We start from the raw sequence: 23,583 nt of genomic DNA, 5'->3' as shown, positions 1-23,583 counted from the left end.
GGCCTCTACGTGGCCGTTGCGACGGGCTCCAGTCCAAACGCCTCGGGCTTTAGGCGCACGCTGATGGTTGGAGCGGCTTGGCCCATCCTGGTCACACCGACCTTCGTACGGCGCGAGATCTGCGCGTCTCGCTAGCCGTTGAACCCTGACGCTCAAGATCGCCTGCTCACGCAGAGACAGTTGGGTCGAACTCGCAGGCTCGACCTTGATCGCATACAGCGAATCGCTATTATGAATTCACTGTACACGCGTTGGCAGCCTCCTTGCGGGAGGATGCGGGACATACGTCATGAGGGCTCGCAGAAGTCGCTCTTCTGACCACGGACTTTCATCATCCTCTCAGACGACGCTGCCCGCCCATCTTCGGGAGCGTCTGGGAGAGGAGCTGCAGGTCTTCTACGCCTACGTCCTCTCGGAGAATCAGCCTCGTCATCTCCTCGGCCTCGTCGCTCAGCTGAGCGAGGTGCTGGACAGTCAGGACGCAGCCTACGCCGAAACGTTTCGAGATGAACTCCTCGCAGTTCTGCCGCGCTTGCGTGCCTTCGCCGTGTCGCTGGCGATGGACGAGGCACAGGCCGACGATCTGGTTCAGGAGACGGTGATCAAGGCTTGGCAGCATCAAGAGAGTTACCGGCCCGGCGTCAATGTCGAGGCCTGGATCTGCACCATCCTGCGGCGCCTCTTCTACGCCGACCGTCGCACGATAAAGCGCGAGGCCGCCTCGGAGTTCTCGGCTGATCCGGTGACGACGCCACCCACTTTGGAGCAGAGCACCGATCTTCGTAAGATCTGGGTGGCGCTCACGAATTTGCCGCCAGTTCAGCGTGAGGCGCTGGTCCTTGTCAGTGCACAAGGTATGACCTACGAGGCCGCGGCCACCCGAGCCGGATGCCAAGTCGGCACGATCAAAAGCCGCGTCAGCCGGGCACGGGCGGCCCTCGCTGGCTCGCTCGGCGTGCCCGCACTTCGGCTCGTGACGGGAGCCGAATGACCGGCACTCAGATCGCCGCTTCTCGTGGGCGGCTGGCGCTTCTTGTAGGCGGCTGAGATGAGTTCAGAACCCTGGCGAGCGCGGCGCAGCTGCGCCTCAGCGTGGTCAAACACGCCGAGTCCGCACTTGGCGTGTCGGACATCTCGGCCGTTCGGGCGGACGCAATTCGGAGCACGCTGGGGAACGCCGGGATCATGTTCATCATCGACCACCCCGGCGTGAAGCTTCAAGGCGTCAGTGCCAGCTCTGCTGCAGCCTCTGTCGCTCAGTAATTGCGGCCACCGCGCTGGCTAGGCTCCTGCCAGGAACCGCGATCAATTTCGGTGCCACGGGTCATCCGGCTGCCGCGCTCCATGGTAATCCGGCCCGCCGTCTCGGATGCACCTGCCGCGACGTTCCGCAGACCCTGCCGGCTACTGCGCTCGTTGAGGCTGCGGCGCGTCTCGAAGTTGTTGGCCGAGTGGTAACCGCCCTGATCCGAGAGGCGATCCCGCGAGCTGATGCCGTAGCGCCCCTCGGAGCTGCGCACCGAGACACTGCGGTACGAGTTGCGCCCGTAGCCGTAATCGGGCTCGTAGCTGCGCCGCGATACAGAGCGGTAGCCGTAGCCGCGGTCATAGGATGTGCCGTAGCTGCGACTGGCAACACTCCGGCTGACGCGGCGCGTCTCGTAGCCATCATCGTAGCCGTATGCGGCCGGTGCGTAACCGGTATCAACAATGGTCCGGCTGCGGCTCACCACGCTCGGGCGCGAGACCACGGTCGTGCTGTCTTCGTAGTCGTAGACGGGCGGGTAGGCGTAGCCGGCCGGAACGTAGGTGTAGCCGGCGATCTCAGGGCCGCCCCAGGAGTAGGCGCCGTAGGGCGGATAGCCGTAATCGTAGCCGTAGCCACCATAGTAGCCGCCGGACGCAGCTGCGCCGATAGCTGAGCCCACGGCCAAGCCCGCGACCCCGGCACCGACTGCGGCGCCGACGCCGAGAGGCCGTGCCTCGGCCTGCGGTGCAGCGAGCGCGGCGGCGCAGAGGGCGGTGGCGGACACAAGAGCGATCTTACGCATGCGAGATCCTGTCTGAGATGTTGGAGATGGGCTGCAGAACGGCCGCTCCCGCAAACAGGTTCCGAAACAAATCCCCGCTCACCGGCGCTCACGACGTCGTGAATATGGCCGAGTTTTGCTCACTCGCCGACCCATCAGAGCCTGGACTGTGCGGACGCCAACTAGGTGCGACTGATCGCAACCTTCAGTGCACAGCGAGTTAGCCCGATTGCGACGCCTCTACTCTTCCAATGCAGTTGCGAGCCGAGGTGATCCAGAATCGCTGCAGGCAAGTAGGCTCGACAGAGTGCATTCTGCCCCTCGGCCTGATCCACACCGAGTCCACCTGGTACCAGCATGTCCTTCAATCCGTGTTATTTCACAGAGCGATCCGCATCGGCGTACGCTGAGCACCCTGCCCGTACAGTGAACGCCTAACACTCCGGGGGGTAGGGATCGTTCCCCAGGCCACCCGCGTTCCGGCCAACCTGCGCAAACCGCTGCGGTCGAGGGAATGGCGCGAACATTGACATACAGCATCGTCGATCACTCAGACGGGAGGTTCGCGGTCGTGGCCGTCACGGCGCTTGGGTCTGCGTACTGGCGCTGCGGGTTCCTGGCGCGTGCCGAGGCCGAACTGTGCGTTGAGGATCTGCGCGTGGTGATGACAGCCTGTGGCGTCCCGCTTGTGCACTGGGAAGCCGGGTTGTCGGGCACAGATCAACTCTTGAACCTCAGCGCACCTAAATCAGCCTCCTAATGGGCAGTCGATCAAAAATTTCGCACAATGGCGGAGATATTAATTCAATTTATATGATTTTGTAATTGATATTTAATAGATGTAATTTGAGTCGTGATTTATTCAAATGAGCGAATACAGAAACCATTTTGGAATAGCGATCATCTCTGCACGCGCAGTCGTTCCGAAGACCTCCGTGATGGACAAATCCACAACGCGCATATCCCGGAGGCGTAGCTGAACGTCTGGGAGCAGCCAGCGAACCCGCAGGGCGTCCGCTTCTCCTTGCAGAAAAGCGTAGCCGCTAAGGCCGAACGGGGTTCTGCCCACGACCATCTCGTATCTAATCCTGACGAACTCCAGCTTCGCCGCCAGGAGCTTGCCGTACCCCTTGCGTGACTTCAGGACCTGCATCTCGGCAGGGGTTGCGAAGGCTGAGTAACTGCAACTCATGAACTCACGCCCGCTGCAGCCCCTCCATTACGCCACATGACGCAGACTTGCCTATTTATCCCGACTGTTTTTGCCAGCTCCTCCTGGAAAATCCGGGACTGCGATGCACCAACTGTTGCCGGATCGGCACGGCAACCGAGATTGGTGAGTCCACCCGGATGAACTGCTGGAAGTCAGGTCCGAGTCCGGGCTCTCGTGATTGCCGAGAGTTCAAGCGGAGCCGTAAGACCGTCTCCAGGAACGGTGGGGGACGAACATGTGGGCGCTGCGCGGCAGCTTGATCGCATCGGTGGCGCTGCTACCCGCCATCGTTCAGGCTCAGCAGTCCGTCACGCTGGGTGAGCTCAGCGTCGTCGCCACGACACCGGTGGGCACCTCTGCCGGCAACGGCGCGTCGGCAGCGCCGGTCCTCGATGCTCCTGCAGGCCCAGCCATCCAAGCGCCCGTCACCGAGCGTCTGCGCGGTGGTGCCCAGCCCCTCTACAAGATCCCCAGCACCGTCGAGTCCGTCACGCGGGCCGACCTGGAATTCGACCGGGCGACCTTCAACCCGGTCGACACGCTGGCTCGGCGCGTGCCGGGCCTCAACATCTCCGACGCCCAAGGCAGCGCGAACCGCGTCGACATCACCTATCGCGGCTTCCAGGCCTCGCCGGTCACCGGCGTGCCGCAGGGCCTCGCCGTCTACCAGAACGGCGTGCGCATCAACGAAGCCTTCGGCGACGTGGTGAACCTCGACCTGATCCCGCAGGTCGCGATCAACCGCATCGACGTCGTCACCGGCAACCCGGTTTTCGGACTCAACGCGCTCGGCGGCGCGATCAACATCCAGATGAAGAACGGCTTCACTTGGCAGGGCACCGAGATCACTGCGCTCGGCGGCTCGGATGGACGTGTTGCCGGCTCGCTCCAGCACGGCCAAGTGATCGGCCCCTGGAGCTTCTACTTCGCGGGCGACGGTCTGAACGATCGCGGCTGGCGCTATGAGAGCCCGAGCACGCTCGGACGGATCTACAGCGATCTCGGCTACCGCACGCCCGACGCGGAGTTCCACGTCATCGGCCAGTTCGCCCGGACCTTCTACGGCGCAACCTCCGCGACGCCGGTGGATTTTACCCGCATCAATGAGCGGGCGATCTTCACCTTCCCGCAGACCGTCACGACCGAACTCGGCACGCTCCAAGTCACCGGTCGCGTCGATCTTTCGCCGACCTGGGACTTGGCTGGCAACGCCTACATGCGTCGCTTCAGCCAGAGCTATGTCGATGGCAACGACGGCAACTTCGAGAACTGCAGCCGGCAGTCCTCCTTCCGCGGTTCGCTCTGCTTCGAGGATGACGGCTTCAGCCCCGCACCCGGGCAGTCACCGCTCGCCTTCCGCAACCAGTTCCTGATCGTCAGCCCGACCACGCCGCGCATCCCCTTCACGCCGGGCGTGCCCTACGGCACCATCGACACCACTAAGATCGAGGCGACGGGCTACGGCGGCTCGCTTCAGGCGGCCAACCGCGACAAGGTCTTCGGGCTCAGTAACAGCTTCGTCGTAGGCGGCTCGATCGACGTTGCCGACTACAGCTTCAAGTCGTCGAGCACACTCGGCGTGATCAACCCTAACCTCAGGGTGACCACAGATCCCAACAACCCCTTCTACGGCAACATTCCGGGCCTCGGCACCGACTTCTTGCGCACGGCCGGGGCGCTCGGGATCGCGCCATCGAGCGTCCTTGGCTCGAACCTCTACATGGGCCCCTACACCACCGACACGATCGACCTGACCGATGCGCTCTCGCTGACGGCTGGCGCGCGGCTCAACTTCGCGCGCATCACCAGCCTGGATCTGACTGGCTTCTCGCCGGACGTGACGGGCACGCACTACTACAGCAAGATCAACCCGCTCGCCGGCCTGACCTACCGCTTCACGCCGAACCTCTCGCTCTACGGCAGCTACTCGGAGTCGAACCGGGCGCCGACCCCACTGGAGCTCGCCTGCGCCAACCCGGACCGGCCCTGCCTGCTGCCGAACTCGGTGGTGGCCGACCCGCCGCTCAAGCAGGTCACCGCGCAGACCTATGAGGTGGGCTTCCGAGGCGCGCTGCCGGACTTCTACGATGGCGGTCTCGTCAACTGGAAGATCGGCGCCTTCCGCACGGATCTGGCAAACGACATCCTGCAGCTCGCCACACCCGGCAACGCGGCGCGCGGCTACTTCGTCAACGTGCCGGCCACGCAGCGCCAGGGCGTTGAGGTCGGGGCCGAGTACGTCGCGGACTGGCTGTCGGTCTACGCGAACTACGCGCTAATCGACGCGACCTTCCAGTTCACGGGCACGCTCACCTCGCCGAACAATCCGCTGGCCGATGACGGCGCGATCTTCATTCGGCCAGGCAACAAGGTGCCGCTGGTCCCGGCCCACCAGTTCAAGATCGGTTTCGATGTCGAGCTGCTGCCGCGCTGGCGCGTCGGCATGGCGCTGCAGGCCTACTCGTCGTCCTACTTCCGGGGTGACGAGTCGAACCTGAACCCGAAGCTGCCTGCCTACTACGTGCTGAGCCTCAACACGAGCTACCGGGTCAACCCGAACCTGGAGCTGTTCGGCTACGTGACCAACCTGACCAACAACCGCTACGCCACGTTCGGCACGTTTGCGGAGCGGGGTCCGGTTGCGGGCAACTTCGTGATCAACGATCCGCGCACGACGACGCTGGCGCAGCCGCTCTCGCTCTACGGCGGTGTCCGCTACACCTTCGGCGAGGCGCCGGCTCCGATGCCAGAGCCGCTGGTCCGCAAATTCTAATAACATTCGGTCGAGGAGGGCCGACGATGGCTCTCCGCAGCGTGCCAGCCTGCTTGCCGCTGGTCCATCGTCGCCTTCACTGAATGAGGCTCCCGTCAGCGAGCCCGCGCCAGCCCCTTCGGGCGAGCGCGCGAGCCGCGATGAACGTCCTGTGTGGATGGCTCCCGCGTTGCAAGGGGATCTGTGACGGATTGGCATTTCGGTCGGGTGCCGTCTTGTGTTCGGCCTGTTCGCGCGGTCATCGACCGCTGGCCCTGATGGTTTCCGCGGACGAGGTCCCATCCTGCTTCGCGGGCTTCGACGCCCTCGACGTTTAGCGGGTTGTCCTCGTCCCCGGTCTGACCGGTGCGCCATCACTTCACAGGGTCCTCGCAACCTCCTTCGCGCGGTACCGGGCTGATTGGTGAGTTCCCCCTCAGACCGCCGCGATGCCGAGCGCGGGCGTCCGGTAGACCTCGCCCCGGACCATGATGGCCCAGATCGCCCGCGCCGCCCGATTGGCCATCGCGACCGTGGCGAGGCGGACCGGCTTGCGAGCGAGCAGTGCGTTCAGGCGCGGGTCGGCCGCGCTGGGATGGTGCTTGTTGCGCCGGACGAGCGAGGTCATGCCGGTGACGAGAAGCCGGCGCAGGTACTGGTCGCCCATCTTCGAGATCCGGCCGAGCCGTTCCTTGCCGCCGCTGGAGTTGTTGAGCGGTGTCAAACCCAGCCAGGCCGCAAACTGACGCCCGGAGCGGAAGTGGCTCGGATCAGTGACGGTGGCGGCCAGCGCGGTCGCGCCGAGCAAGCCGACGCCGGGCACGGTGGCGATGCGTCGGGCGAGATCGTTCGAGCGGTACCAAGCCAGCAGGTCGCGTTCGAGCCGGTGGATGCTGTCCTGCACCGCGATCGCCTGCGCGGCTAAGGCGCCGATCACCTTGGCGGCCAGCTTCGGGACCTCGTGCGCCTCACCGGCGATCGCACGCCGTACGAAGGCGAGGGCATGAGTGAGGCCCTTCGGGATATCGATGCCGAACTCGGCCAGCAGCCCGCGGACCATGTTGACCAACTGCGTGCGCTGCCGGACCAGGAGATCGCGCGTCCGATGCAGAGACAAGGCTGATTGCTGCTCGACCGATTTGATCGGCACGAAGCGCATGGTCGGGCGCGTGACAGCCTCGCAGATCGCCTCGGCGTCCGCCGCATCAGTCTTACCGCGCTTTACGTACGGTTTGACGTAGGCCGGCGGCATCAGTCGCACCTCGTGACCGAGGGCCGTGAGTTCGCGCGCCCAATGATGGCTCGCGCCGCAAGCTTCCATGCCGATCAGACAGGGCGGGAGCTTGCGGAAGAAGGGCATCACCTGCGCCCGCCTGAGCGCGCGCCGGACGAGAACCTCGCCCGTGCAACTGATGGCGTGCACTTGGAAGACGTTCTTGGCCAGGTCGAGGCCGACGGTCGTGATCTCCATCGTAGTGGCTCCAAGCTCCTGCTGCATGACAGCACCTTCTTGGCGCCGCAGCGCCGGGAGCGGGAGCCATCCAGCCCATCTGCTTCTGCAGGTCAGCTGCCGAAAGCCGCCATTCTGTTGTCGGCCAGGATCAGCCATTCGGCGTTGCGCCCATTGCCGCAACTCAGCCGATTGAGACGGCATCTCCGAAGCGGATGTTCGTGGGCGGAGCTTTACGGAGCCGCTTGATCGTATAAGTCCCGTGATCTCATCTCGCCAGGATGCGTGTCGGCCTAGCTGTGGAAGCTGCTCAGTACAGCTACGCCGGTGAGCAGCCGTTCCTCACTCCGTTAGATTTTCAAGGAGCCCGCCAAGCAAAATATGTGTCCCGGCGCCTGTACGGATTTGGTGATGAACTCCGGGCACCTCGAAGCAGATTTGCCTTTCGTGCGTTAATGTTGGGAAGCGGTCGATGCTGGCCCGAACGGTCGAGCGCTTTTCTATGGATGCGGCGCCAATGAGCGATGCGCATGGCCGGAACGGGAAACCCATTGTCCTGAAGCCCTGGCTCCAGGTCCTGATTATCGTGGCGCTCCTGGCCAGCGTGGGCGGGGTGGTCTGGTATCAGCGCTCGACCGAGGCGGCCGCAGGCCCGTCGACGGCGCTGATCGCCACACCGGCGGCCCTCAATCAGCCGATGCGGGGGAGCTTCGTGCTCACGGAGCGGCAGCTAGAGACGCTCACGACGGCGAGCGTCGAACACAGGTTTTTCTACGAGGAGATCGTCACCGAAGGGAAGATCAGCGTCGACGAGTACAGGGCAACTCCGATCTTCTCGCCCTATCCGGGGCGCGTCGTCGCGATCTTTGGGCAGACAGGGCAGCACGTGAGACAGGGCACGCCACTCTTCTCCGTACAGGCCAACGAGATGGTCCAGGCCCAGAACGATTACCTCGCCGCCCTCAACGTCCTCAGCAAGAGTCGCTCGCAACTCACCCTCGCGCAGGCCGTAGAGAAGCGCCAGCGCGACCTCTTCGAGTCGCGAACGACGACGCTGCGCGAATTGCAGAACGCGCAGAACGACCTCTCGAACGCCACGAACGATCTCAAGACAGCCGAGGTCGGCCTAGAGGCGGTGCGCAACCGCCTGCGCATCCTCGGCCTGAAAGATCCGGACATGACCACCCTTCAGCAGAAGGGCGTGATCAACGCCGAGACGATGATCAACGCGCCGCTCAGCGGCACGATCATCCAGCGCAAGATTGGGCCCGGGCAGTACGTCGCCACCGGCGGGACAGACCCGTCCTACATCATCGGCGATCTATCGCTGGTCTGGCTCGTCGCGCATCTGCGCGAGGTCGACGCGGCCAAGGTGATGCTGGGCGAGCGGCTGCTGTTTCGCGTTCTCGCCCACCCGAACCGGACCTTCGAGGCCCGAGTAAACTTCATCGGAGCCTCCGTCGACCCAGCGACACGGCGGATCGTCGTGCGCGGCGAGATCGAGAACAGCAACAACCTGCTCAAGCCCGAGATGTTCGCGAGCGTCAGCATCATCAAGGAATACGACACGGTTTCGCTCTCTGTGCCGCGGCGGGCGGTGATCTTCGAGGGTGATCAGGCGAGCGTCTGGGTGCTCAAGGACGGCAACGTGGTCGAGCACCGCCACATCACGCCCGGCACATTGAACGAAGGCAATTTGGAGGTCGTCGAAGGCTTGGCGGCGAGCGAGACCGTGATCTCCAAGGGTGCGCTATTCGTCGACCGCATGGCCACTCAGCAATGACGTCAGAGCCGCCCTGACCGAGGCGCCGCTTCGCAGTCGATCGAGATGAGACGAGGACAGAGGCTGAGCGAGTTCTGTTAATGCTGCGAAAGATCGCGGTCCATCTGGGCTGTCGAGGTTCCTCCGTTGCTGCCGGCGAGGCAGCTCGGACCGATCTTCCGCAGCGGGCATAAAAGCAGCCTCGATGATGGGTCTGGTTGCGCCCGTACGCGGCCTCAGAGCGGCAGAGTATCAACGGCGCGGCCGACGGCGTTCTCGCTGATCGTTCGAGCGCCGCTACGTCAGCGTACTCCCAGTCTTGTCACGCATCGTGAGGACGGCGGCGAGTGAGACGAGCGCCAGAACCGCTATGTACAGGCCCGGCCCGGCCACTATCTGCAGGCGGTGGACGATCCAGGCCGCCACCATCGGCGCGGTTCCACCTGCAAGGGCCATCGCGGCATTGTAGCTGATCGCCAGCGCCGTGCAGCGTGAACCATGCCCAAACATCTCGACGAGCGCGACTGGGATCACGGCGCCGTATCCGGCGACTAATACCGCGAACACGATCTGTCCGAACAGGATCGGCACAGGCTGCCCACCGCCGAGCAGAAGGAACAATGGCCAAGACAGCAAGACAAGGTTGGACACGGTCACGACCAGCACCCGCTTGCGGCCGAAACGATCAGACAGCGCCCCCATGACCGGAAGACAAATGGTCGTCACCGCCATGGCGATCGAGTTGATGAGGAGCGCGGTGCTCTGCGAAAGACCAATCACAGTGTGCAGGTATGTCGCGAGGTACACGAACACGACGTAGTTGGAGACGGCCAGCCCGAGTATCATGGCGAAGGCGCGTACCATCGCCGAGCCGTCGTTCTCGATGGCCGTGCGTAGGGGCGAGCGATCGTCCTTGGGGGCGCGGTCCTCAGCGAAAGTCTCATCCACTTGCTGCTCGCTTAAATGCCGGCGCAGCACGAAGATGAACCCGCCAAGGCCAATGCCGAACAGGAACGGCAGGCGCCAGCCCCATTCGCGCACCTCGTCGGGTGTCAGCAGCCCGGTCACGACCGCACCGACGATCGAGCCCACCAGGATACCGCTCGCCGCGCCGATGCCAGCGAAGCTGCCTGTCAGACCGCGACGCCTCGGATCAGCGGCCTCGGCCAGGAAGATGGCCGAGGAGGTGTACTCACCACCGACCGAGAGGCCCTGGCAGAGCCGCAACGCCACCAGCAGTATTGGGGCAAGGAGCCCGGCTGTTTCGTAGGTCGGCAAGCAACCCATCGCGAAGGTTGAGACCGTCATCAGGCCGGCCGACAGGAGGAGTGCGGGCTTGCGGCCGTAGCGGTCGCCGACGTGGCCGAAGACGACACCTCCGATTGGACGCACGAAGAAGGCGGCTGCAAAGACGGCGAAGGCCGAGAGCAGAGACGTAGTGTGGTTGTCGGAGGGAAAGAAGTTCAGTCCGATCGCGGTGCTGAAGTACCCGTAGGCGGCGAAGTCGTACCATTCGAGCAGGTTGCCGATGGCGCCAGCGACAATCGCTCGGCGGCGGCTCGACTGTGGCGCTTCGGCGGTGAATTGCGGTTGTGGACTGGCGAGCTGACCAGCGAGCCGTAAGTCTTTGCTGAGATTGCTGCTTGTCATAGCCGACGTCATCCGGTCGCGACTCACGCACACCTGTCAGGCTAAATCTCTCGCCTCGGCAGTGGAACCTGGTTCGTCAGGAAGGGACGCTTTGCAACATTGGTCTACGAATTCTGTTCCCGCCGAGAAATGATCCGTCTGTGAACGACAGCTTCGCGCCGATTGTGTAGAAAGACTCCTCAGCACGGACCGAGGTCTCTACGGCTGGTGGCTGGCGCTCGCCGCCCCAGGTGTTGTGGGTTCATGCCCTCAGAAGAGGGTCAAACGGAGTTTTTCAACACAATCCGCCCCTCGTCGTCATTCGATCAACTCGGGCGGCGCTTCCGAAGCGGATATCCCAGCCAAGTAGCGCCTATCGGTGCTATCAGCTCCGTTGAATGCTTCGGCAAAGCTTCAACCTCAGAGGCTGGGTCCGCGCAGCCGGTGATAGAGCGCGCGCACCGCGTCCATGTAGCCCTGATCGTTGTTCTTGGCGCAGAATGCGCGGATGAAGTCCGCCTGGACGTTCAGGGGCAATGAGGACGGCGCGAGGTCCAGCCCCCTGTCGACACCTTCTGGGGCCCTGATGAGCGCTCCGCTCTTGAAGCCCTGTGCTTAGGCAAAGTAGTCTCGCTCGACGTCCGGGCGCTCCAAGATGTCCTGGTTGAACCGGGCACATGTCGAAGCTCCGATCCCTACAATCTTGGCGGTCTCCGCTTGGGCAGCAGCGATCCAGAGGCACAGGATCCAACCTAGAAATGCTCTCATCTCGATGCCCCCTCCCACCCCGCTTCAAAGGCTTCTGATTGGCCGCCGATGAGAGTAGCGCGTGTTGACCATCGGCACGCGCGATAGCGGGATGATCCGGCCTGTGATTAGCAGTGAGACGGGCAAGTCCCAAAGGAGCTGGAAGCTGCCTTTGGGCTGCGGGAAGAGCAAATCACGCTGCCTTGCTCAGAATTCCATGCCGAACTTCACGCGCAGGTTGTGGCGCTCGAACTGGTTCAGGCCCAGGGCACGCCGCGCGTACGCCGGATCGGTGTCGCGACCCCAGACCTGCGCTCCGTAGGCCAGCGTCAGCCAGGCTTTCTCAGTGAAACGGTGGTGCAACGCAGGACCGATGAAGAGCGCCTCGCTCTCCAAGCGGTTGAGGAAGATCCCGTCATAGCCCCGCAGGTAGCGAACCTCCGGGCCCAGGAAGGTCTTCTCCGCGATCCGTCCAACAACGGCGTTCGACCACAGGAACGTCGAAGAGCGGTATCCCTCGCCGGAACCTCGCTGCCGCCCTGCGGCTGGCTCGAAGCTGATGTTGCTGCCGTACCAGATCTTGTCCGGCACCACCTGAACATCGAGTTGCAGCAGGCTTTCCATGTCGAAGATGTTGGCCCCGTTGCCTTCGATCGGCAGCACGCGGGTGAAGCGCGGTCGCACCTCGATCGCCAGCCCGAGGGGCTGCTCGGCAGAGCCCTTCAGGAACCGGTACTTGAGCTCCACTGACACCCCGTCGAAGGTGCCGAAGGACTTGTCGTCCAGATCCACGATGTTGCGCTGGCGACGGAGGTTGCCGAAGGCGCTCAACTCGACGCTGAACCTGTCGATGGGGTTGAACTGGTAGGCGAAGCGGGTGTCGAGCACACGGTAAGTCGATGGGCCTGGTCCGTCGCGGCGCTTGCTCAGGCGTGTGACGGTATCGACCACCACCTCCTGCTCGCCCTTCTCGCCCGCGTCGGCGCCCTCGGTGAAGCCGAACAGGTGCTCGGTATCGACGTCCTTCTGCTTGTCTGACTTGCCGCCCTCCTGGCCGTCTCCCTTGCCGCCCGTCGATTGGTCAGCCTTGTCGGAGTCGGCCTTGTCGTCCTGCTTAGCTTGAACGGGAAGCGAGACGATCATCAAAGCGATCAGCGCTGCGACCGCTTGAAAGACGCGACGTGCGGGCTTGTTGCTTCCGGTCATGATCCTGCGGCGGCCCAATGAAGACAGGGGGGCTCCCTCTCTGGTTAGACCCGAAGCAGAGCTGCCTGCCTGCTGCTGAAATGCCACGCATCACAATAAGCGCGCGTCTGCGGGATGATCGTGGACGGCTTGACGTGCCTCGGCTAGAGGCGAGCAGCCATCGAGCCATTTCTTGCCTCCACACGGCTACGTCATGCTGATGCAGGGTCCAGTCTCGGCCTGCTGCTACCTGCTTCGAAGCAGGCCCGGATGTGACGGGGCTGAAGGTCGAGAGCGATCCGACATCGGCCAAATTGCCGAGCGCGCCTTTCCCGGTGCCTCACCCGAAAGCCGCGGTTCCGCCTTCGGCTAATGACTGCCGTTCCGATTTGCGCCCATTCCGGCCATCCAAATGACTTGGTGAGCGTCTCCGAGGCGGACGTAGAAGCGGCACGGATTGGCGGTTGCCTCGCGCTGAAGAACTCGGATCGGTGACGATGCGAATCGTTCGTCCCGATCAAGTCGCGCGGCACGACGCTGCGGGCGAAGCCGTTTGTCGGCAGCCACCGATGGTTCCTGTTCGCTGCAGCCGAAGGGTTACAGGGATAAGGTGCCGGAAAAGGTGACGGCGATCGCCCTTCGCCGCTTCACGCTTAGGATTCCTGTCGGACGCGGCCCGCCCGTGGCAGGCCGCGCTTACGAGCGACGGGAATCGCGACCAACCCCGGCCTATTTCGGGATCTGTGCCGAGGCGGTGTCCTTGCCGAGCGGCGTGTCGCCGGGCGGCACGCCGTTCTTGGACAGGATATAGGCCGTGATCGGGTCCCTCTGATCGTCCGGCAGCGTTCCCGGCGCGTTCGGCGGCATCTTCGGTCTGGTTGTAGGTGCGCAGGTCGGCCACGGGCTTGCCTGCCTACTTGCCCTTGAAGGCGTCTCCGCTCAGGGCCGGTCCGGTTCCGCCCTGCAGGTTGGGACGATGGCACTGGGCGCAGTGGCTGTTGTACTTGGTGTGGCCGTCCTCTGCCTGCTGGGCCGTGAACGGACCGCCGGTGGCACGGACAAGCTGGCCGGCGAACGGCGAAGCAGCAAGCGAGATGATTGCCAGACACCATCTTCGACGATTCCGCCGAGCCGCGTTGTACCCGGGCGAGGAGCCGCCAGCTCAGCCTGCATCCACGCGCCGAGCACGAAGAGCTGGCGGCTGCGTGCATGTGGCAGGAGGGTGAGGGCCGACAGCTCTCGGAAGATCAAAGCATCGAGGCAACGTTTGCAAGGCGTGCGCAGCTTCGACCTGCGCTCGACGCGATACCACGGGCTGGCCAAGGCAACCCTGCAGAGAGTAGCGACGGCGGCGGCTCTCAAACTGGATCCGCCTCGCTACATGTTTCTCGCTGCGTCCGCTGGCACCCACGCACACCTCACGCGTCAAGTCTCTTACAGCATAGCTGGCGAGTTCGCTAATAATGTTGGCCAATAACTGTCGGTCGAGACCAAAACGCAGACTGCTTTCGTACCATTATCCGGCATGACGAGGCAGCAGATGTCGGATCCTTGCGCCGTGAGCAGAAGGCGAAGCTCTGCGTGGCATTGCGGGTACGTCTTGGGACGCAGGGACGATGGGATCTGGGCTCCGTGGAATAACGCTGTCTTGCCGGCGTCTATGGACCGAAAGCTCTCTCGGATACGCGCCGCGGCGTCATGGACAACCTCGCCGCTCTGATCGAGCCTGCCGTCCCGGCGTTGCGTCGCTACGCCTGGGCGCTCTTGCGCGACTCTGATGCCGCCGAAGACCTCGTGCAGGATGCACGCAAGCACGCGTTTCACCGCTGGACCCTGCGCTATACCCAGCGCGGCATCTCCGGAGCCGCAGATCGGGATCGGCATTCTGTTCGCGTGGCTCGACACTCTGTCGACAGAACGCGTCTGCATGCAGTCGCCGAGCAGGTCCCACAGATCGAGGAACTCCCCAAAGAAGCGGGCGGACACGACCTTGCGCCGACCCGCGCATATCGCCCGGCCAGCCCGCTCCCGAGGTCATCAGACAAGAGCGGCAAGTCTATCCGTTTCGCAATGCGCCATGGCCAAGATTTGCTGCTTGATATTGAGGGGCGCGGCAGGCAAGCGAGCCGAAGGCGCATCTTTCGACTGTTCGGTTTTTTGTGGCGTAGTCACTGCAGGCAGTCTCTGCGTGAGTCTAAAGAGGAAAAATTTGCTAGCAATAATCCGTGTAGAAGGAGGGAGCTATGTCTACAGCATTCCGCGCCGTTGTCGAAGGCGCCCAGGAAGTACCTCCGAACAACTCGGCAGCTCGCGGCATCGGAACCGTCATCTTTGACAGCACCGCGCTTGCAGCGAACTATACGTTTCGCATCGAGGGGATCGATTTCGGCTTAGCCACGGGAAGGCCGGCTCAGACGCCCACCACCGCAGACGATGTGACCAGCACGCATTTCCACAATCAGGTGCGCGGTCAGAACGGGCCGGTTGTCTTCGGGCAGATCAATCCTGCACAGGACGCTGACGACTTAGCGGTCGGACTCGATGCGGATGGCTCTTGGACAGTCAGCGGCCGCTGGGAAAGGTCGGACCCGGCCAACGTCTCGATCGCCAACTTCGCGCCCATCTTTGCGGCGGCCGCCATCGGCACGGAGGTCCCGCTCTACTTCAACGTGCACACAACCCAGTTCCCTGGCGGGGCCATAAGAGGCCAGCTGGTCACCATCGCCGACGACAACGATAACGTCGTAACCGGTACGGCGGGTGTCGACATCCTGCCCGGGCTCGGTGGCAATGACACTTTCACGGGAGGCGCGGGCAACGACGCGATCTCTGGCGGGAGAGGCACCGACCGAGCGATCTTCTCCTTTGCGTTGAGCACCGCGCGGATCGGCACAACAGGGGACGGCGCCATCACGATCACGGGTGCCGAGGGAACTGACACCTTCCGGGGTATCGAGCAGTTCCAGTTCAGCGACCGCACCGTCGCAGTAAACGACGGCTCGCCGCTGGTGGACGACCTCTTCTACCTGATCCGGAACCCGGACGTCGCCGCCGCAGGGATCGACCCGGACACCCACTATGCGCAGTTCGGGTGGCGCGAGGGGCGCGATCCCAACGCCTTCTTCTCCACGGACGGCTATCTGGCTGCCCATCCCGACGTGGCGCGAGCTGGCGTGAATCCCCTCGACCATTACGCGCAGTTCGGGTGGCGAGAGGCTCGTGATCCTGGCGCAAACTTCGATATCGAAGCCTATCTCAAGGCCAACCCGGACGTGGCAGCGGCCGGCATCGACCCGCTGACGCATTTCCTCGCCTTCGGTCAGGAGGAAGGGCGGACGGCCTTCCCTACGATCGGCCGAGCCCGCGACTTCGGACCGGCCGGGTTCGACGCGGAATACTATCTCCTCGCCAACGGAGACGTCGCGGACGCAGCTCGCAGCGCGCTCGGCAACACCTTCGTGTTTGCAGCTAGGCACTTCGAGCAGTTCGGATGGCGCGAGGGGCGCGATCCGAACGTGGTGTTCGACACAAGTGGTTATCTCGCGGCCTACGGGGATGTCGCTGCGGCAGGGGTTAACCCGCTAACCCATTATCACCAATTCGGTTTCCGAGAGGGGCGCGATCCCTCGGGCGGCTTCGATACGACGGCCTACTTGGCAGCCAATCCAGGTGTGGCTGCGGCGGGGATCAACCCGATGACGCACTACCTGCAGTTTGGCTTCTACGAGGGTCGTTCGGCATTCGGCGATGACACGTTTGGAGCCGGGTCGATCGGTTAGGCAACGGCGTCAAAGATCCCAACTCAAGCGTGGCCGGAGCATCGCTGGCCACATTGGAGCACCCGGGAAAGTGCCAGAAATCGATGTTCGACTCGATCGACTTCATGAGCAGGTTTGCGCCCACATTTGCCATTCAGCCGCTCCCGACTGCTTCTCTAAAACGGCCATTCGTCGACCGCGTTATGGAAGCCTCAGCCCCGAAGGCTGACTCACCGAGCGTCCGAAAATTCCGCCGTGGAATGCCGAGGCACCGGAATTTCGCGGGGCTCGCCCACGCACCGGAGCCGAGCAACTCCAGCGCAGGAAGCGCATCACGGGGCAAGACCATCAAGCCCATGTTCGCTGGCGACCGGGGTCTGCTACAACCATCCGGTGAGCAGCACATGGCCGGTGGTCAGAACGATGGGCCCTGAGAACAAATTCAGAGCGACCAACGCTCTGAAATCGCCAAACGCTGCGCTCTCGGTGTTGCACCTCGCTGCCGGTAACGGTTCTTGTCGGCCGCGCAGACATTGCCGGAGGTCTCCGCTCAACGTCGATCGTTAATTTGGCGGCCGGAAGCCTGAAGAGTTCGGACTTCCGTAGAGCTGACCATCCGGAGCGACAGCTCCCGCAAACGAGCTGCCGGGGGCACGTCGACACAATCAAGCCGTCCATCGGCTGTTTCGCTCACGAGACAGGTGGACGTCGCGGCCGCAGCCCCCCGCACAAGGGTGAAGTCGCCACGTTCGGGCGCTCGGAAGCCCGGATCGGCCATGCGCCCGTGGCGCTCGAAATCGGCAACCTGCTCGAATGCCTTTGGGAATCCGTTGTTGCTGACGTCGTGATCGAATGCACTGCGAAGAGACGGGATATCCTGCCCGTGTTCGTCGAGGGGCAGCCAGCGAAAGCAGTCGAAGAGCGGGATATTCCCTGCCGCGCCAAGGTATCGGTCGAGATCGTCGGACCTGACGAACTCTCGGCCGCAACGCGCCGCGTTGAACACCTCGGGCGTGGCCTTGCAGAGGCTTGCCTGATAGCCGCGCGTATCGGGTTCGCAAAACAGGATGGCATTGTTCCAATGGCGCAGGTTGGCGGCGGCGCCGATGCCGGTCACCGGCGAGCGCAGGTACCAGCTGTTGTTGAAGACGTAGATCGGTGCATGCGTCGCGTAGCGGAACGTGTCCGGGACCGCTCCTCTCGGCGGCAGGGCCAGCTTGATCACACGCCCTGCAATGCTCGCGTCGCAAGCTAGCTCCAGTGGGTCCATCCACAGGACGCGCCCCGACGCTTCCACCTGTTCGACGCCGACCGGGAGCCAGCGAGCCTTGAGATAGTCGAAGCGCCGGTCGAGCCTGGGATCGAATCCGCCCGCGGCCCCAAACTGCGGCGCCGGGTTCCTCCGACAGGGCGCGTCACCGGGCGCCGACGACCGGGCGACGGCCGGGATGTCGTCGAACCAGCCGCGGTTGCCATAGACGAAGATCGGGCCGCCACCCATGTCGTCGAACGAGAACCACGCGTGGGCGTTGTGAATGCGGTTCCCGAAGATGTGCACCTTCGTCGCCCAAATCTCCAGTTCCACCGGGTTGTCGCGCACGTAGGAGAACAGGTTCTCGTAGATCCACAGGTTCGCGTTGTATGGACAAGTGGTCGGAGAAAGCTCGGATGCCGGCAGAGTATCGCAGTTGGCCGCCTTCAGGCGGATGCCATTGAAGGCCGCGAGGATCGTGTTGCGGCGAAAGATGATCCGGCCCTTGAGATCGGTGCCGCCGAGAAGCGCTCCATTGAAGTGCTCGTAAGCGCCATGGTGGCTGGCGCCCCATGGTATGCTCCGCCACATCACGCCTGGGCAGCCAAGCTCCGTTGCGCGGCCATCGCGACACCGGAATGGTCCATCCCGGGTCAGCGCTGTCCGATCGAAGCCACTCGCGTCCTGCACCCAGGTCACGTCCTCTACGATGACTTGTTCGGAGGGATGGTCGGCCTGCCCCCGCGCCGCCAATCCGTAACTGCCGCCGATGATGAGCGAGCGGCGAAACGCGATGCGCCGGCTGCTGATGGCGCGGATCGCCGTCATCCAGCAATCCTCGAATGTCAGATCCTCGACCACGACGCTGTCGACCCGGTCGAGATCGAGGCAGGCTGCGTCCGCGAGGCGGCCCGACCTTCCGATGGGGATCGCGAGACGTGATCGCGCCGATCGCGGCCCCCCTTCCGCCTCGGCGTCGGGCGAGGCCACCAAGGCCGTGAGCAGGTCGGGCTTTCGCGGCGGAGACAGGAAGGCGTACAGGTCGCCGCATGATCGCTCGGCGTCGTCCTCCGGCATCGGGCAGTCGCGGACTTGATCGATGCTCTTGCCGACGATCCGGGTCCGTACTCCGAGCCCTCGGATCACAACCGGTGCTCGTTCGCGGCTCCGCTTCTGAGATAGGACAACGCGTTCGCGATAGAGCGTGGCGGCCGCATCCGGAGTGTCCAGCAGCAATTGCACGATGTCGCCGGGCAGGACGGCTCGCATCGTTGCAGACGAAAACGCTTCGGTCTGCGCGGCAGCCAGACTGCCGTCGGCGGCGTAGCCGGGCCCTCCTCCATTCGGCGTCACGAAGATCGTCTTCGCAGTCGCACTCTGCGCAGGCAGGAAGGCGAGCAGGAGGATGATCGGGAGACGGCGTACGATCGCGCCCGGAGGGGCGCCGCACCGGTTCGTCGGCGCCGTCTTGAGCCGGACATATAGTCGCGTATCCGCAGATGCGGTGCTCGCAGGTCTGCGCGCGTGCCTCAGCCAAGGCAGTTCCTGACTCGGACAGCCAAGCCAAAGCGAATTCCGCAGCATCGTCCTATTCGCGGTTGCGCGTCCCCGTCGCATTTGCAAATGCCCGGCGTAGAGCTTCGCCATCCCGCGGTCGTGCCCGCAGGTGTGGGGAGATCAGCGCTGCAAATGCAAAGCCAATCTGATTGTACTCTTCCTCGCAATCCTTGGCCCGCTCGGCCGGAAGATACCCTTTGTCGACGATGTAGGCGTAGCGTTGCTTGTCCGAGCCATAAGCTAGACAGGCCAGATTATAGAAACGCTGCCAGGACAAGCCGTGCGCTCCGGCGAAGCTCTCCTTGTCGGTCGGCTCCCCCCGTCCCAGTGTTGCGAAGAAGTAGCCGCCGCCATTCACCACAGTGCGTGCATCGGCCGGGGTGAGATGCAGGAGCACCAGTGCGGCCACCTGATCGGCCGCATCTTCCTCGCGGCCGAGGATCGGGATGGGGAGGAGATGAAACAGCGCGTGGCTGCTCTCGTGGAAGAGTATCTGGAGGACAGGTCCTCGGATCGCATCCTGGCGGGAGACACCGGCCGGCGAAGTCGCCGCCGGGGCCTGCCGAACGATACTGGCGACGAGTTCGTAGCAGACGGCGATGGTCCTCGTCCGCGGATCATACCAAGCGTTCGGCTCGCCCGAGCATTCCTTGAGGCGGTAGCTCAGGCGCTTGGGCAGGCGCACGAGATCGAGGGTGGCCGCAACCCGCTCCAGCACGCGCCGCGCCCGCATCGTATCGTAGATCTCGCGGTGAACCTGTTCCTTCGGGACTTCATACCGGACGTCGGTGCGTCGTCTGCCCGAAATGTCCGTCTCGCGAGCTGCCGCTCCGTCTGGAGGCGAGAGCGCCAACAGCGATGCCGAAAGGCCAGCAAGCGCACCGAAGTATCTGACAGTATCCTCCATTGCAGCAGACCCGATTGGAACCCGTTGCGTACTGTTCAGTGGATGGACACCCTCGACCCGTTGCCGGTGTTGATTCGATACACAGTACCTTCTGGATCAAGCGTTCCTGAGCGAACAATCCGCTAGAAGAGGACATGCGCGGTTCCTCTCCCGTTTCGGACGGTCCGACATCTCTAATCCAGATAATTCAAGCGGAGCAATGCCATGTCTCGACCGTACGATAACTTACTTTCTCGCCTCAAACACATTCGCCCGACGGGGAGCGAGCGAAACAGGCGCCTGCGCTTCCACGAGATGCCCCTCTCCAAGTCAGTCCGAGGCAGGCATCACTTCCAGCTGTCGTCGCCACTGGGAGTGAGATAACCTTTCCCGCCCAACACTCATCGCAATGAGGGAAGTCGCTCTGGCAGCGCGGGCAGTCAAAATCGCATTCAATATTTAATATTTGGAGAATGTCGAATGACCAACTTCGACGATCCGGTGCGGATGTTCGTCCGCAACAAGCTCCTCGGCGAGTGGGCCGCTGACAAACTAGGACTGGTCGGTCAGGAAGCCGATGAGTATTCGGAGGCTTTGGCGCAGGCGGTCTTCGCTCCGGAGCGTAGCGACGTGTTGAGCAAAATCCGCAAGGACTTCGATGCGGCGGGTGTCGCCCAAACCGATGAGCAGATCATGCAGGTCATGACCGCCTTCTTGATTAAAGCCGGAAAGGCGATGTCAGGAGCGCAAGGAGATAGTCTCCGCGGCGCAGAGGTGATGCTCGCGCGCAAACTCATCTTGCGTTAGCCCCGCTGGATTCATTCTGAACGTTGGACGCCGATGTCATCACGGCACATCCTCCAGCATGCCGCGGCATCAGCGCGCGAGGCGCTCATCCAGGCAGCGCCGTGTTTCACCAAGACCTGGTGGCCGCCTCCGCTTGCAGCGCATGGATCACCTCCCGCCTTCCCGGACAGAAGTGCCGCGCTCAATCCGGCAGGTCAGCCAAGCCTGACGGATTATGGAAAGCTGCCCTTCGCGATGCTCACGGATGCGGCGGCCGTGGACCGGATCCGCCTCGGAGGGGCGCCACGCGGCTCACCGTCCTTGTAGCCCTACCTCGCCGCCCTTCGACCGCGCTACGGATCCGCGTGTCTCGCAAGCGGCAGGCGCCGTGCCGAGATCCACCGGTCGGAACAGGTATGAAAGACACGCTGACGAGGCCGGATAGGCCTCGGCTCATTCGATCAAGCAGCGCACGCGGAAACTGCAAGAATGGGATGGGGGGCCTGTTCTGATGGCCACACTGAGACGAGGGATAGGACCATGTTGTATCTGAACCTTGCGGGGCTCTCGATCGCTGCGGCGCTTGTGCTTGGCGTGGGAAGCGGAGCAGAGGCTGCTCCACTCAGCAATTCTCGACCCGCGGTCGAAGCGTCTGGCGTGGCGGACGGGTTCGTCATCAAGACCCAGACCTTGGGAATGGAGCGTCGGCACAACCGCAGGATGGATCGGCACGAGCGGCGGATGGACCGGCAGGTCAATCGGCAGGAACGCAGGATGGATCGGCACGAGCGGCGGATGGAGCGCCGCTACTGATCCGATCCGTGAAACTGCAATTCCTTGCCGGCGCCCAAAATCACTCCAGGTTGTCGTTCATCAAGTTCCGAAGGCGCCTGATGCCCAGGCGACCTATCGCGCGCTGCGGGCACGGCGCCTGATTGGAGGGCTTGCGAGAGACCCTCGGCACGTTCGGCTGCCGCGGCCCCTCATTCTGCGCCTGACTGAATGCGACGGAGAGGTCAACGCTCGGTACGCGCCCGAGACGCGGCCGGTCACGGTTTGCTACGCGTCCATCCAGGACGTGCGGAACCGGGCGCCGGAAGACACCTCTCCCGCGGGCGCGACCCGCCATGAGGCCATCATGGGCAGGCCATCATGGGCCCGGTCGCCCAGGTATCGATGAACGGTGGCCGACGGGTCAGCGGTCGCGCACCGCTCCGGCCGGCCACACGGGACGTGCGCCTCATGAGCAGCGTTGGTAGGCCACGCCGGTCGGATCCTGGTCGCTGTAGTAGCGTCTGAGCGACCCGTTCGGCGAGGGCGCCATCAGCACCCGGACCTCATTGCCGGCCACACTGTTCGCGCAGTCGAGCATGAGGATCTGATGGTCCTTGCCCGGCCGAACCGACTTGATCTGGCAGGATGCCATCGGCGTCCTCAGGCGTTTGCCGGAGATCATGAAGGCGGCCGCAAAGATGTCGACCGGCTTCTTGAATGCCGTCACCTTCCCGCCGGACGAGAAGACCTCAGCGCAGTCGCGGCCCTCCAGGAGCCAGGCGCCCTGGTAGGCGGAAAGACCAGGCTCGACCGCCCGCGCAGCTGGAATTCCAGCCGAGCTGGCGATGCCGAGACCGAGCCATGCGACTCCCACGAAACGGGCAACTCCCATCGCAACCCCCTCCGACAGCGGGGCGTACCTCATCGACGGGCCCGGGTGCGCCCCGCCGGTGCAAGCCTACCGGCGACAAGACGCAAGATGAAGGTGCGAAAAAAACGTCGAGCGGATGCAACGCCGACCGATTTTAGCGCGGACGAATGTCGTTGGCCCTGGACGGTTCTGCAAAGCTGAAGCATCGGCTCCTCGATGACTGTCCATGATCATACGGACACGCTTTTGCCGCAGTGGGCTTGTGGCATCACAGCCATCATGCGCGAGTCGCCCATCTTCGAGATCCGGATCACGACCAGCGAGACTGGCAGCATCCTGCGTGCGCCGACCGAGCGGGAGGTGGCCACGAAGGCGGAGACCCTGATCCGCAGGGTTCATGCACGCGGCGAGTTGATCGGCTTCAGCGTTCTCGGGCCAAGCGCGGCCAGCATTGGCCGGATCAAGTCCTACCTCGAGGATATCCTGATCGAGGTCACGCGGCTGAGCATCTGAGTTGGCCCGTTCTTCAAGACGGGTTGGGCGGCCCCGTCAGGGATTGTCCAAGGCCGTCGTCCCGGGTGCGCTGCCTCGGAGCCTGACCGGTCCAGCGCCGGGAGGCACCAGCAAGGATTCCGACTCCTGGGAGCCGAGTAGCCAAGCAATGCGTGAGATCGATGCACGCTGCGTGCGACATCATCGAAGGACGCTACAACATAGCCAACGCTCAGGCATTCTTGCGTCGCCGCTTCCGCGGCTTGACCTCATTCCCTCCTATCGCGGCCCGACAGGCGGGGCTCAGCCTCTGTCTCTGGCTTAAGAGGCAAGCTTTCACTCGCGCAGCGTCGGGAATGTAGTCACCGCACAAATTCATGGCGTCCGGGGTGCAAGCCTGTCGCTGCTCCGGCGTTCCCTGTCCAAGAGCAGGGGTGGA

Annotated in this window: 17 protein-coding genes and 2 pseudogenes; 9 read left to right on the top strand and 10 right to left on the bottom strand. The window is 63.6% G+C overall.

Annotation, left to right across the window (positions count from 1 at the left end; genetic code table 11):
* Window positions 1-289 precede the first annotated feature (289 nt).
* Window positions 290-991 carry a sigma-70 family RNA polymerase sigma factor gene (locus tag DK389_RS23045; RefSeq protein WP_109893086.1) on the top strand — a complete coding sequence of 234 codons (702 nt, stop codon included), beginning with the start codon at window positions 290-292 and terminating at the stop codon, window positions 989-991.
* 265 nt (window positions 992-1,256) lie between these two features.
* Here DK389_RS23045 and DK389_RS23040 read toward each other — a convergent pair whose 3' ends face one another.
* Complete coding sequence (locus tag DK389_RS23040) at window positions 1,257-2,051, bottom strand: hypothetical protein (protein WP_109893084.1); 795 nt, start codon at window positions 2,049-2,051, stop codon at window positions 1,257-1,259.
* Window positions 2,052-2,892: 841 nt separating this feature from the next.
* Entirely contained in the window at window positions 2,893-3,222 is a 330-nt protein-coding gene (locus DK389_RS23030) for a hypothetical protein (protein WP_162560794.1), read from the bottom strand.
* A 256-nt stretch (window positions 3,223-3,478) separates the two neighbouring features.
* Between DK389_RS23030 and DK389_RS23025 the strand changes: the two genes are divergently transcribed.
* The gene (locus DK389_RS23025) at window positions 3,479-6,016 is read left to right on the top strand and encodes a TonB-dependent receptor (protein ID WP_109893078.1); all 2,538 of its coding nucleotides are present in this window, start codon (window positions 3,479-3,481) and stop codon (window positions 6,014-6,016) included.
* Between the two features lie 415 nt (window positions 6,017-6,431).
* Here the strand turns inward: DK389_RS23025 and DK389_RS23020 are convergent, their stop codons facing one another.
* Window positions 6,432-7,466: an IS110 family RNA-guided transposase gene (locus DK389_RS23020; RefSeq protein ID WP_109893076.1), complete on the bottom strand. Its 1,035-nt coding sequence runs from the start codon at window positions 7,464-7,466 to the stop codon at window positions 6,432-6,434.
* 496 nt (window positions 7,467-7,962) lie between these two features.
* Between DK389_RS23020 and DK389_RS23015 the strand changes: the two genes are divergently transcribed.
* Window positions 7,963-9,228, top strand: coding sequence for an efflux RND transporter periplasmic adaptor subunit (locus DK389_RS23015; RefSeq protein ID WP_109893074.1), 1,266 nt, complete (start codon window positions 7,963-7,965; stop codon window positions 9,226-9,228).
* Window positions 9,229-9,504: 276 nt separating this feature from the next.
* Here DK389_RS23015 and DK389_RS23010 read toward each other — a convergent pair whose 3' ends face one another.
* The 4 genes from DK389_RS23010 to DK389_RS35735 all read right to left on the bottom strand — a co-directional run bounded on the left by DK389_RS23010 (window position 9,505) and on the right by DK389_RS35735 (window position 13,864).
* Complete coding sequence (locus tag DK389_RS23010) at window positions 9,505-10,857, bottom strand: MFS transporter (RefSeq protein ID WP_109893072.1); 1,353 nt, start codon at window positions 10,855-10,857, stop codon at window positions 9,505-9,507.
* Window positions 10,858-11,790: 933 nt separating this feature from the next.
* Window positions 11,791-12,807: a hypothetical protein gene (locus tag DK389_RS23000; protein ID WP_236960282.1), complete on the bottom strand. Its 1,017-nt coding sequence runs from the start codon at window positions 12,805-12,807 to the stop codon at window positions 11,791-11,793.
* Between the two features lie 690 nt (window positions 12,808-13,497).
* Complete coding sequence (locus DK389_RS32760) at window positions 13,498-13,635, bottom strand: hypothetical protein (protein ID WP_162560793.1); 138 nt, start codon at window positions 13,633-13,635, stop codon at window positions 13,498-13,500.
* 46 nt (window positions 13,636-13,681) lie between these two features.
* Window positions 13,682-13,864, bottom strand: coding sequence for a c-type cytochrome (locus DK389_RS35735; RefSeq protein ID WP_418292073.1), 183 nt, complete (start codon window positions 13,862-13,864; stop codon window positions 13,682-13,684).
* Window positions 13,865-13,893: 29 nt separating this feature from the next.
* Between DK389_RS35735 and DK389_RS34505 the strand changes: the two are divergent.
* The 3 genes and pseudogenes from DK389_RS34505 to DK389_RS22990 all read left to right on the top strand — a co-directional run.
* A pseudogene (locus DK389_RS34505) lies at window positions 13,894-14,213 on the top strand (transposase); the annotation flags it as partial.
* Window positions 14,214-14,466: 253 nt separating this feature from the next.
* Window positions 14,467-14,550 (top strand): annotated as a pseudogene (locus tag DK389_RS22995) (RNA polymerase sigma factor); the annotation flags it as partial.
* Between the two features lie 461 nt (window positions 14,551-15,011).
* Window positions 15,012-16,547: a CHRD domain-containing protein gene (locus DK389_RS22990; RefSeq protein WP_109893068.1), complete on the top strand. Its 1,536-nt coding sequence runs from the start codon at window positions 15,012-15,014 to the stop codon at window positions 16,545-16,547.
* Window positions 16,548-17,076: 529 nt separating this feature from the next.
* Here DK389_RS22990 and DK389_RS22985 read toward each other — a convergent pair.
* Together DK389_RS22985 and DK389_RS22980 are read right to left on the bottom strand one after the other, a co-directional pair.
* Window positions 17,077-19,425 (bottom strand): hypothetical protein, encoded by a 2,349-nt coding sequence (locus DK389_RS22985; protein ID WP_162560792.1) that lies wholly within the window; start codon window positions 19,423-19,425, stop codon window positions 17,077-17,079.
* Entirely contained in the window at window positions 19,367-20,242 is an 876-nt protein-coding gene (locus DK389_RS22980) for a DUF4344 domain-containing metallopeptidase (protein WP_109893064.1), read from the bottom strand. The genes DK389_RS22985 and DK389_RS22980 overlap by 59 nt, the downstream gene beginning before the upstream one ends.
* Before the next feature lie 459 nt (window positions 20,243-20,701).
* On the opposite strand from DK389_RS22980, the gene DK389_RS22975 reads away from it, so the two are divergent.
* On the top strand, window positions 20,702-21,028 hold the full coding sequence (locus DK389_RS22975; RefSeq protein ID WP_109893062.1) for an ATPase inhibitor subunit zeta: 327 nt from the start codon (window positions 20,702-20,704) through the stop codon (window positions 21,026-21,028).
* A gap of 519 nt (window positions 21,029-21,547) precedes the next feature.
* Complete coding sequence (locus DK389_RS34500) at window positions 21,548-21,820, top strand: hypothetical protein (RefSeq protein WP_236960281.1); 273 nt, start codon at window positions 21,548-21,550, stop codon at window positions 21,818-21,820.
* A 427-nt stretch (window positions 21,821-22,247) separates the two neighbouring features.
* Here DK389_RS34500 and DK389_RS22965 read toward each other — a convergent pair whose 3' ends face one another.
* Window positions 22,248-22,673 carry a hypothetical protein gene (locus tag DK389_RS22965; RefSeq protein WP_109893058.1) on the bottom strand — a complete coding sequence of 142 codons (426 nt, stop codon included), beginning with the start codon at window positions 22,671-22,673 and terminating at the stop codon, window positions 22,248-22,250.
* Between the two features lie 258 nt (window positions 22,674-22,931).
* On the opposite strand from DK389_RS22965, the gene DK389_RS22960 reads away from it, so the two are divergent.
* On the top strand, window positions 22,932-23,165 hold the full coding sequence (locus tag DK389_RS22960) for a hypothetical protein (protein WP_109896746.1): 234 nt from the start codon (window positions 22,932-22,934) through the stop codon (window positions 23,163-23,165).
* The last annotated feature ends 418 nt before the right edge of the window (window positions 23,166-23,583 follow it).

Origin of the sequence: Methylobacterium durans (assembly GCF_003173715.1) — a bacterium.
GTDB lineage: Bacteria > Pseudomonadota > Alphaproteobacteria > Rhizobiales > Beijerinckiaceae > Methylobacterium > Methylobacterium durans.
The sequence above is the reverse complement of the archived record's forward strand: the minus strand, read 5'-3'. Positions and strand labels throughout refer to the sequence as shown.